15 protein-coding genes are annotated in these 9,384 nt (G+C 38.0%); 14 read left to right on the top strand and 1 reads right to left on the bottom strand.

Annotated elements, in window-relative coordinates:
* Positions 1 to 196: 196 nt before the first annotated feature.
* On the bottom strand, positions 197 to 847 hold the full coding sequence (locus ACFIJJ_RS08485; protein ID WP_004854224.1) for a S24 family peptidase: 651 nt from the start codon (positions 845 to 847) through the stop codon (positions 197 to 199).
* Between the two features lie 50 nt (positions 848 to 897).
* Between ACFIJJ_RS08485 and ACFIJJ_RS08480 the strand changes: the two genes are divergently transcribed.
* From ACFIJJ_RS08480 to ACFIJJ_RS08415, 14 genes are all read left to right on the top strand, one after another.
* Positions 898 to 1,215, top strand: coding sequence for a hypothetical protein (locus ACFIJJ_RS08480; RefSeq protein WP_375613675.1), 318 nt, complete (start codon positions 898 to 900; stop codon positions 1,213 to 1,215).
* A 125-nt stretch (positions 1,216 to 1,340) separates the two neighbouring features.
* On the top strand, positions 1,341 to 2,450 hold the full coding sequence (locus ACFIJJ_RS08475; protein ID WP_375646631.1) for a YdaU family protein: 1,110 nt from the start codon (positions 1,341 to 1,343) through the stop codon (positions 2,448 to 2,450).
* The gene (locus tag ACFIJJ_RS08470; RefSeq protein WP_375646630.1) at positions 2,434 to 2,820 is read left to right on the top strand and encodes a hypothetical protein; all 387 of its coding nucleotides are present in this window, start codon (positions 2,434 to 2,436) and stop codon (positions 2,818 to 2,820) included. The genes ACFIJJ_RS08475 and ACFIJJ_RS08470 overlap by 17 nt, the downstream gene beginning before the upstream one ends.
* Before the next feature lie 182 nt (positions 2,821 to 3,002).
* Positions 3,003 to 3,350 (top strand): hypothetical protein, encoded by a 348-nt coding sequence (locus tag ACFIJJ_RS08465; protein ID WP_375646629.1) that lies wholly within the window; start codon positions 3,003 to 3,005, stop codon positions 3,348 to 3,350.
* Positions 3,337 to 3,852 carry a hypothetical protein gene (locus tag ACFIJJ_RS08460; RefSeq protein WP_375646628.1) on the top strand — a complete coding sequence of 172 codons (516 nt, stop codon included), beginning with the start codon at positions 3,337 to 3,339 and terminating at the stop codon, positions 3,850 to 3,852. The genes ACFIJJ_RS08465 and ACFIJJ_RS08460 overlap by 14 nt, the downstream gene beginning before the upstream one ends.
* A gap of 245 nt (positions 3,853 to 4,097) precedes the next feature.
* Positions 4,098 to 4,460 (top strand): helix-turn-helix domain-containing protein, encoded by a 363-nt coding sequence (locus ACFIJJ_RS08455; RefSeq protein ID WP_375646626.1) that lies wholly within the window; start codon positions 4,098 to 4,100, stop codon positions 4,458 to 4,460.
* A 159-nt stretch (positions 4,461 to 4,619) separates the two neighbouring features.
* On the top strand, positions 4,620 to 5,066 hold the full coding sequence (ssb, locus tag ACFIJJ_RS08450; RefSeq protein WP_375646625.1) for a single-stranded DNA-binding protein: 447 nt from the start codon (positions 4,620 to 4,622) through the stop codon (positions 5,064 to 5,066).
* A gap of 10 nt (positions 5,067 to 5,076) precedes the next feature.
* Positions 5,077 to 5,613 carry a hypothetical protein gene (locus ACFIJJ_RS08445; protein ID WP_375646624.1) on the top strand — a complete coding sequence of 179 codons (537 nt, stop codon included), beginning with the start codon at positions 5,077 to 5,079 and terminating at the stop codon, positions 5,611 to 5,613.
* Between the two features lie 67 nt (positions 5,614 to 5,680).
* On the top strand, positions 5,681 to 5,881 hold the full coding sequence (locus ACFIJJ_RS08440; protein WP_007553727.1) for a type II toxin-antitoxin system HicA family toxin: 201 nt from the start codon (positions 5,681 to 5,683) through the stop codon (positions 5,879 to 5,881).
* On the top strand, positions 5,878 to 6,273 hold the full coding sequence (locus ACFIJJ_RS08435) for a type II toxin-antitoxin system HicB family antitoxin (protein ID WP_375646622.1): 396 nt from the start codon (positions 5,878 to 5,880) through the stop codon (positions 6,271 to 6,273). The genes ACFIJJ_RS08440 and ACFIJJ_RS08435 overlap by 4 nt, the downstream gene beginning before the upstream one ends.
* Before the next feature lie 323 nt (positions 6,274 to 6,596).
* Positions 6,597 to 6,917 (top strand): hypothetical protein, encoded by a 321-nt coding sequence (locus ACFIJJ_RS08430; RefSeq protein ID WP_375646621.1) that lies wholly within the window; start codon positions 6,597 to 6,599, stop codon positions 6,915 to 6,917.
* A 3-nt stretch (positions 6,918 to 6,920) separates the two neighbouring features.
* Positions 6,921 to 7,505, top strand: a complete 585-nt coding sequence (locus tag ACFIJJ_RS08425; RefSeq protein WP_375646620.1) for a hypothetical protein — start codon at positions 6,921 to 6,923, stop codon at positions 7,503 to 7,505.
* A 367-nt stretch (positions 7,506 to 7,872) separates the two neighbouring features.
* Entirely contained in the window at positions 7,873 to 8,454 is a 582-nt protein-coding gene (locus ACFIJJ_RS08420; protein WP_375646618.1) for a hypothetical protein, read from the top strand.
* Positions 8,447 to 9,384 (top strand): phage terminase large subunit family protein (locus ACFIJJ_RS08415; protein WP_375646617.1); only part of this gene is annotated, 938 nt, incomplete at its 3' end. The genes ACFIJJ_RS08420 and ACFIJJ_RS08415, both read left to right, overlap by 8 nt.

Genomic DNA, 9,384 nt, shown 5'->3' with positions numbered 1-9,384 from the left:
CATTGGAATTTATAAGAATTGGATTTTCCATAATTTTTCCTCCCTAACGCCTCTTGGCGATTGTTTGTGCGTGGTTTATGGATACCAATGTAGCGATTTTGAAAACAAAGTCAACAAAAAAATGTAGCGATTTTAAAAATTTTTTTAAAAGTAATAAACTAAAGGCTTGCTTGAAGAGAAGTATAAAAGTATTAACTCATATTCTGGCTGGCTTAATCCAGTCGATAGGTGCACACCATTCTAATTCTACATCTACGATATCAGCATATTTTCCATTTATACTGGATAAAACCCATTTCCCTTTTTCTTTCCCTAGACGTAATACTTTGATGTAAACTTTTCCACATTTAGTTTTTATGATGGCGCGGTTGTTAATAAGATCCTCTGGTGGCAAATGATAGGAATAAAAAAGAAGGCTTCCTTCTTCAATGGCTGGAAACATAGAATCACCTACCACGCGAACAGCAACAGTTCCTTTAGGAGCAGATGGCGGGGCTTCTACTTCTTCTAGACAACCAGAATCTATTGCGATTATTTCTCCTCCGGCTCCTACAGATCCAATCAAAGGAACTAAGTGATTAGTAGGAATAGAAGCACCTGTAAGCTTTGATATTTCTAATAATTCTCGAGCAGAAATATCTCTTGTTCCTTTTAGCATTTTATTGACGGCAGCACGATCTATCGAGCGACCTAAAGAAGCGGTTAGCTGTCTTGAAAGCTCTGATTGGCTTAATCCAGCTTCAGATAAGGCATTTTGCAACCATTGTGAGATACTTATTGTCATATCTTTATTGTAGGTACGTTGTATACAATCGTCATTTTCTAATTTAGCAACATGTGGTTTCATTATTAATTTTCCTTCTTGACATTGTTTTTATAATCGCTACATAATGTGCTATGAAACAATTTTCGGAAATAATAAATCTATTAGGTGGGGTTCGTAGGGTATCTCAGTTGCTTGGGGTGCATAGAACACGCGTATATGTCTGGCTCCGTCCTATATCAAAAGGTGGAACTGGTGGGAGAATTCCAACAAAACATATCCCAATTCTTTTGAATGAAGCCAAAAGAATTGGAGCACCGATTAAGGCAGAAGACTTTTTCTCGTTTTTTTATAGGACGCAATCATGTGATTCTAAATTATCTTCACAATCTGCTTTTATTGCTGCTTCTACAGAAAAGAATGAACATCAACAGCATCATTCACACTCTTAAACAGGCAAAAATAAAGAGATCAAATAAATAGATTACGCGTCACCATGCGCACGCATAAATACGCAACAGCTTTAAGGGGGGGATTATGATCACTCATTTATATTTAATAAAAAAAGGGGATGCGCATGTCTAATGGTATGCCATGGATAAGATTCCATTTGTATGACTGGATAAGTGGTACAGATGGAATGACGTTAGAGCAAAGGGGCGCTTATATGACGCTTCTCGTTCGCATGTACGATAAAAAAGCACCAATTAAAGAAGATTTTGAAACGCTTGCACGTGCTTGCAATTGTTCGCAGAAAAAATTTGCAGCTATTGTCGAATACTTAATGAGGAATGATAAACTTGTTGAGACAGATAATGGATTGTGGAATACGCGCGTTGAAGAAGAGCTGAACGATTTTGCTGATAAAAAAGAGCACATATCGCAAGTTCGTAGTGAGGCTGGTAAAAAAGGTGCACAAGCAAAAAACAATACAAAACAACATGTTAATAATTTTGCTGAAGCAAACGCTAAGCAAAATCAAGCTATAAAGAACCAGAATAAGAATATATATAAAAAAGCTAAAACTATCGTTTTAGCAAAAAAAGAAATTGGTTCTGAAAGTTTAGAAACAAACGATTTGGTTGACGAGCCAACAGAGGTTGCTGCTGTTGAGACCACATCGGAGCAAATCACAACGGGTGTAGAAAACCAACCTCCCATTCACGAGCAAGAGAACGTTCCCAAAAAAGCAAAACAAGCGCAAGCTAATCGCGGTTGTCGATTGCCTGCGGATTTTGAACCCGATTACGATTTTGCCATTGCAGAGGGCTTGCCTCCAGAGCGCGTCAAAGTCGAACTTGCAAAGTTTCGAGATTATTGGCGTTCAAAAGCCGGAGCAAATGCAACCAAAATCGATTGGCAAGCAACATGGCGTAACTGGGTACGCAGGGCTATCGAGGGTTTAGAAAAAATAAAAAATACGAACAACAATGGTGGAAACAATGGAAACTTTTCAAAAGATCAAAGAACTCGTGGTGGTACCGGAGAGACAATCCGTAATCTTATCGGTGCAACACAGCTTAGTGACGCCTCTACAAGATACCGTGCAACAGATAGAGCAATGTGTAACTCTGGAGTTCCCATGGACCTTGAGAAATGGCATTCAATTGACAGCAACCCTAGAGAAACAAGCTTTAGAAGCTTATCAGACTGTTCAAAACTTACTTACCTTGAAAGCGTCTGTTGAAGACATAGCAGAGGCTCTTGATGTGCTTGAAGGTGGTTTGACAATGCAAAAAGTTTCGAATGTAGAAGCGCGTGCAAAGGCTTATATCGCAGCTCTTAACGGCATTTCACTCTGGTCTTTATTGCAAGCTGTTAAAAATCTTATACGTGGTGAAGCAAAAGGCATGTCCACAACCTTTGTCCACTCTTGTGCTGATCTAGCGCAGTATTGTCGTGATTTAGAAAGCAGGCTTTATGGTGTTGCTGAGAGAGTTTTTACAGCAGTTGAAAATACGCGTAACCTAGCCTTAGGAGGCAAGCGCATTTCATTCATGAGAATAGGCAAGCCTAGTGAAGAGTGTCATGACAGTAGCAATTCTAAAGCGGCTTAAAACAGCAAACTAGTGAAAAGTGCTGATCATTTTACGATTAGACATGCGTTTAAATCGACAAAAAGGCACCGTACAAAGCGATTTAAAGATTTTACGATGAAAACCATATCCGAAATATAAAACGCTCTGTACGGTCAAATTTAAGGCAAATAGACCAATTGGTAAAATTATGGACTAAAAACATGAGAATATTAAAAGACCTGTTCTTAAAAAAGCGTAAACAACCCATGCAAAAAGAGTTTGTTGCAACAGCTGTTGGTTATGTTCCTTGGGGAGACGGAGCAGAGGAGTATTTTTACAACCTCTACGAATATGAAGACGGCACAAGAGAGTGTGAAAAGTTTGATGGCGGCCAGTATTATACCACACCAGAAAATGCGGATTTTAGTACCAAAGCGCAAGTAAAAGCATGGGTTTACGGTGGGAATATTCCGAAAAGCGTTCTCAATTACGAACCTCTTATAGACGAGATTAACAGAGAGATCAAAAAATTATCAAAAGCCGCAGGAAATGAACATGTTTACAGATAAGCAAATAAGAGCCTTGTTTGGCATTATAACTTTTATATTTTTATGTTTTTTAGGAATTAAAAAAAATCCCTACTTTATCCAAAGTATTTTGATATTTGCATCTTTTGGTTTGATAATAATAACAAATATTTTTGTAATTTTATGCAATTCTCATATTCCTTTTGAATTGCAAAATAATCCAAAATATAAAGATGATGATACAACGGGTTGGGTGAAACTAACACGTGATTTACAACAGTATATGCACAGACTTTTAAATATAATAATTTTAGCGCTTGTCGTTTTAATTTTTCCAAATAGTTATAAAGAAACGGTTTCTTTGCCTGTCACTTCTAAGCACGTGGAACACCAGTTTTCTTTTTCATTGGATACCGTATTTGGGTATTTAGACATTGTACTTTGGTACTATTTTTTATGCTGTGTATTGTTTCTTATGTTTCGTACACGCAATTTAATAAACATATCCATCTACATACTACAGTCTTGTACTAAAAAGCCATAATAAAATCTCCGATTTATAAGACTTTTTTGGTTAATCGCTATTGTATCTTCTTAACATCGATTGATGAAATCAACAAAACATCAAAAAACACCTAAAAAGGCACGTAACGATGACTCATATCTGCTCACCATTAAGATATCCAGGCGGCAAGGCTATACTTTATGGAAAAGTCAAAGAAATTTTTGAAAAAAACACAATATCATTTCTCAAAGCAGCTTGATTGCATGAATAGGAGTTTTAATCACATGCTTACACTATTTGGCAAAACTTTACGCAAAATTCGCCTTGATCGCTTTGAACGGCTCTTAGATATGGCTGATAAACTAGGTATATCTGTAGCATTTTTATCTTCTGTTGAGATTGGCAAGAAATCTGTTCCAGTAGGAATGGAAGAAAAGATCATAAAGCTGTACGCTTTAGATCAAAACATGGCTTCTCTTTTAAGAAAAGAGGCTGATATTTGCCGAAAGAATTTTATAATGAATTCTTCTGATCCACTTAACCATAAAATGGCTAACACGTTTTGTAGAACTTTTAAGCACCTTTCACAACAAGAGCTAACAGAGTTTAAGGAATTTATGGTGAGAATGGAAAAAAACGCTGCTTGAAAAATAAAATCCCTTGATCTCCTTATCTTATACGTACACCACAAAACATAATGTTATATGTTAATAATTAATAATATATCATTGAAATAATTGAAAAAATAATAAAATTATGCTAAGATTTTTTTACATATTTAAATACAAATTTAAGGTAACTAAAATATGCTAAATAAAGTGACGTTAATCGGGCGCCTTGGTGCTAATCCCGAAAGCAAAACAATGAATTCTGGAGCAGAAATAGTCAATTTTAGTATAGCGACTTCTGAGAGCTATACAGATAAAAAAACCAATCAAAAAGTAGAGAAAACAGAATGGCATTCCGTGGTGATTTTTAATCCACATTTGGCAAAAATTGCACTTCAATATCTAAACAAAGGTTCAAAGGTTTACGTAGAAGGCAAATTACAAACACGTAAATGGCAAGATAAAAATGGTCATGACCGTTACACAACAGAGATTGTCTTACCACAATTCAAAGGCGAGTTGTATTTGCTTGATGCCAAAAAAGAGCAATCGGCATTCCCTTCACCCATTACTTCTCAAAATTATGCTATCGCTTCAGGTGCTACTGATCATGGCACATCTCTTAACGATAGCATGCCATTCTGATTGAAAAAATATGGCTAAAAGAAAAAAACATGCAAAATGTGGACGTCCTCGTATTAATGGATGTCTCAGAGAACCCAATGGTCGTATCTCGCGAGTAAAAATACCGCGTGAACCGATTGATAAATTGGCAATTGAAATGCGTGCCAAGCGATTTGGCTTAACCATAGAAGATGCTAAAAATCCGCTTTCCGCTACTTATATCGGACGGCTTTATCTGCAAGGTGTAATTAATCAAGATCAGTATGATGCTGCACAAAAATATCTTGAAGTGAGAAATAATTACCTATGTGCAAAAGGATTGCCTAATGCAATTTATGATAACTTTACTCCTTCATCAAATGAGGAGGCACAAAAACGGTGGATTGAAAGAGCAACTCATTGTTATGAAGTGACGAAAGAGGCTATCAAAGAAGCACAACACCTCTATAGACAGTATAATCTTTATGCTGCATTACAATATCTTGTTATAGAAGATCAATCGCTAACACATCTTGTTAGTTCTTTGCGTATTGTTCTTAATGCGCTTCATAAGCACTTTAGCCGTTAAAAAAGAATTGACATCAGATGAAAAATCATTAAAATGTGTATATATTTACACATCATGAGTTTAGGGAATGGAACAAGATAGCCGAAAAATCATTGCAAAATTAAAGCGTGATGGCTTTGAACTTGTCAAAGTAAAAGGTTCTCATCATAAATTAAAAAAAGATGGTAAGGTTGTTATTGTTCCACATCCTAAAAAAAATCTTCCGATTGGTACAGCACGTTCTATCGCACAACAAGCAGGTTGGTTAAAAAAAGGAGAAGAAAAATGAAAAGATTTTTTGCTCTTGTTCATAAAGATGAAGATTCTGCTTTTGGTGTTCAGTTTCCTGATTTTGAGGGACTTTTTTCTGCTGCTGATGAGGAAGAAAATTTAATCGCAAACGCAACAGAAGCACTTCAACTTTATTGCGAAGATATAGATACAGTGCCTATTCCTTCAAAATTTGAGGAAGTCATCCAACGGGAATCTGTCAAAACAGCTTTGTCAGAAGGAGCTTTTTTAATACAAGTCCCCTTTATTGAAAATGATGCAGAAGTGGTACGTACGAACATATCTATTGAAAGAGGTCTCTTACGTGCAATTGATGATTGTGCACAAGCAAGAGGCTTAACGAGATCTGCTTTTTTGGCAACAGCAGCGCGTCACGAGCTTAATATTTAGATTTTCTTCTTTTTGGGCTGTGTCAATACACATACCATTTTGTTTCTAAAAACACTATGTTTAGGTAAAAAAATAAAAAAAATACAAAATATAGATTTTTTCTATTGACAATGTGTAAAAAATTTTATTTAATGGCAGTACGGCACTAGTCGTATTGTATCTAAAATTCAAAAATATTCCCTAAAATTTGGTAAAATATCAAGCCTTTAAGATGGCTTAACGCACTGTTTTTATTGATAAAATAGGATAACCTATTTTGCACATATCAAAAATCATTAAGTGACTAATGATGTCATTAATTCATTGCCTCAAAAGGAGCGAAGATGAAAGCTGTCATCACTAAGCCAATGTGTGTTGTTGGCGATAATAAAAGCACTGTTCGTTTTGAAACTTCAACTCCCAATAACCCATTTGTGGAGATTTCTAATCAAGTCTACGCACGTCTCAAGCGTGCAAATGCTGCTAAACTTTTTGTTGATGTTAAAACAAAGATAAAGCCTGACAAGGGAGTTGAACAAATTAAGCAGATAGAACAAGAAGCCGTACAAACATCAACTGAATCAGCAGCCGAAGAAATTCCACTCGAACAACCCAAAACACCTAAAGCTTCCAAGCCATCAACATCTACCCCAAAAAAGGCTTAGAAGTTGAAATTAATCATCCACCAAAAATGGTATCTTCAACAGGTGAAGGATACCTTCACCAGTCTTCAAGCACCACGCCTTAATTGGGCTTTGCGTAATGCTGTAAATACCTCTGCAAAACAAGTCGAACGCTTTGCAGAAAAACAAATTGCCGATGTTACATCTGCCCAATCAAAGCGTGTCAAAAAAGGCGTTTATATTAAAGGAAAGGCTACAGCAAAGCTTCTCGAGACCGATATCATTGGTTCTGGAACACCGATACCTCTTAAATTTTTTCAAGCAAAAGAAACAAAACGCGGTGTGACTTACACAATGTTTGGAAAAAAAGAAATCTTACCCCATGCTTTTATCAAAGGTGGGAGTTTTCCAAAGCGTGTTGAATTAAAAAAGCTGAATGGGAATGTGTTTCAAAGAGCGGATGGAGATCAATTCCCTATTGCAAAACAAGAGGGACCCTCAATTGCTGGGGTGATGTCCAAGCCAGAAATTGTAAATGCTATTGTAAAAAAAGCCAATGAACGATTAATTGCCAATATACAGTACCAACTTGCTCGTCAAGAATATGCCGCCAATAAGAAAGCTAAATAATGTTCTTAAGCTATGTCACCACACTACTCACTTTAATTGTAATTTTTAAAGCAGATTATCACTTGCGCTTTGGTTTTTTCCAGAAAAAATACAATAAAATCAATGCAAAAGGTACTTCCCAGCGGGTTGGGTCTGTTGCGGGGCAGGCTAGCGCGAACTATCGCTAGCGACAGAATTTTCAAATTGACTGTACATTGTACACTTAACTCATTGATAAATAATGATTTCAGTGTGTACAGTATGATATGTAAAATGTCTCCTTATCGCATTGAAGCCCGTTTTTCAGTTCATGACGTAAAGCTTTCTTTCTTGGTACGCCGAAAACCCCATTCCTCAAGATGAGAAAAAATCAAGGCAAGGAGCAACTATGAATAAGAAAACGCGTAAGGGTCTATCGGTTCGTGCGTTTGCGAAGAAGATGGGTGTTTCACATAATGCGGTGGTTTCTCGGATAAAGACAGGTAAATTTGATGCGGCTCTTTTTGAAGATGGTTCTGTCAATGAAGCCCTTGCAACAGCCATCTGGAATGAGAATCCAACAAAGCGCCCACCCCCATTTTTAGCGCCTGATGGTCAACCGCGAACAAAGATCAAACAAGCCTCCACAGATGGAGCCAATGAATACAAGATAAAACTGGAGCGGATGCAAGTTGCCCTTGAAAGCGAAAAGATTGCACTTGAACGATTGCGCGAAACCACTGTTGATCGAGAAGAAATGAAAAAGGCAGCTCGTGAGTTTGGAAGAGCGCACCGTGATGCTATGTTGAATTTTCCTCATCGTTTTGGTGCAAGCATTGCTGCACAAGTTGGATGTGATGCGGCCAGCCTTATTGGTGCTATTGATTACACTATGAGAACCGCTTTGCTTGAGGCGGTTAATATTCCAGTGCCTTTTCATGATCCTCATTCTCCAGAGTTAGAGAACTTGCAAGAAACGAATAATGGATGACAATGCAGTCGAAGAATTTTTCGCCCATGCCAATAATGCAAGACAACCGGACCCACCGTATACGGTTTCGCAATGGGCGGACAAGAATAGATACCTTAGCACGGTAGCAAGTGCTGAACCTGGATTGTGGAGAACAAAGCGGACCCCCTATTTGCGTGAAATCATGGATAATCTTTCCTCCTACGTGCCAATTGAAACAACTATTGTCATGAAAGGGGCGCAAGTTGGCATGTCAGAGGCAGGATTAAATTTCTGCGGTTATGCTATTCATTATAGTCCAGGACCTGCTCTTTATGTCATGCCGACCGTTGAGACAGCCAAAAAGCTTTCAAAGACGCGGCTTGATCCTATGATTATGGCAAGTCCAGTTTTAAGTGAACGCATAGCCCCAGCACGAGCACGTGACAGCGGGAATACCATGTTTTCGAAAGAGTTTGATGGTGGTGCACTGATGCTTACAGGGGCAAACAGTGCTGCTGGTTTGCGTTCCATGCCTATTCGTTATCTGATTTTAGATGAGGTGGATGCCTATCCTCTCAGTGTGGATAACGAAGGTGATCCGGTGATGATTGCCGAAAAGCGGACCTCAACCTTTGTGCAGAGAAAGATTTTTAAATTGTCCACACCCACCCACCGTGACACAAGCCGTATTGCCAAGGATTTTGTACTAGGAGACCAGCGATATTACAACGTGCCTTGTGATGCATGTGGTACACTCCAGCCGATTGTTTGGTCACAAATCAAATGGCCGAAAGGGGCTCCCGAAAAAGCTGTTTTTGTTTGTGCACATTGTGGTCATGAACATGCCGAACATCGTAAGTCCACCTTAATGGCAGAAGAAAACGGTGCTTGCTGGATCGCAACACAGGAGTCAAGTAAGCCTCGTCTGCGTTCTTACCATATTTCAGCGCTTTATTCGCCATGGCTGAC

It is taken from the genome of Bartonella sp. TT29SHDZB, from assembly GCF_042193395.1.
In the GTDB taxonomy this organism is placed as follows: Bacteria; Pseudomonadota; Alphaproteobacteria; order Rhizobiales; family Rhizobiaceae; genus Bartonella.
This window is presented reverse-complemented; position numbering and strand designations above follow the sequence as displayed.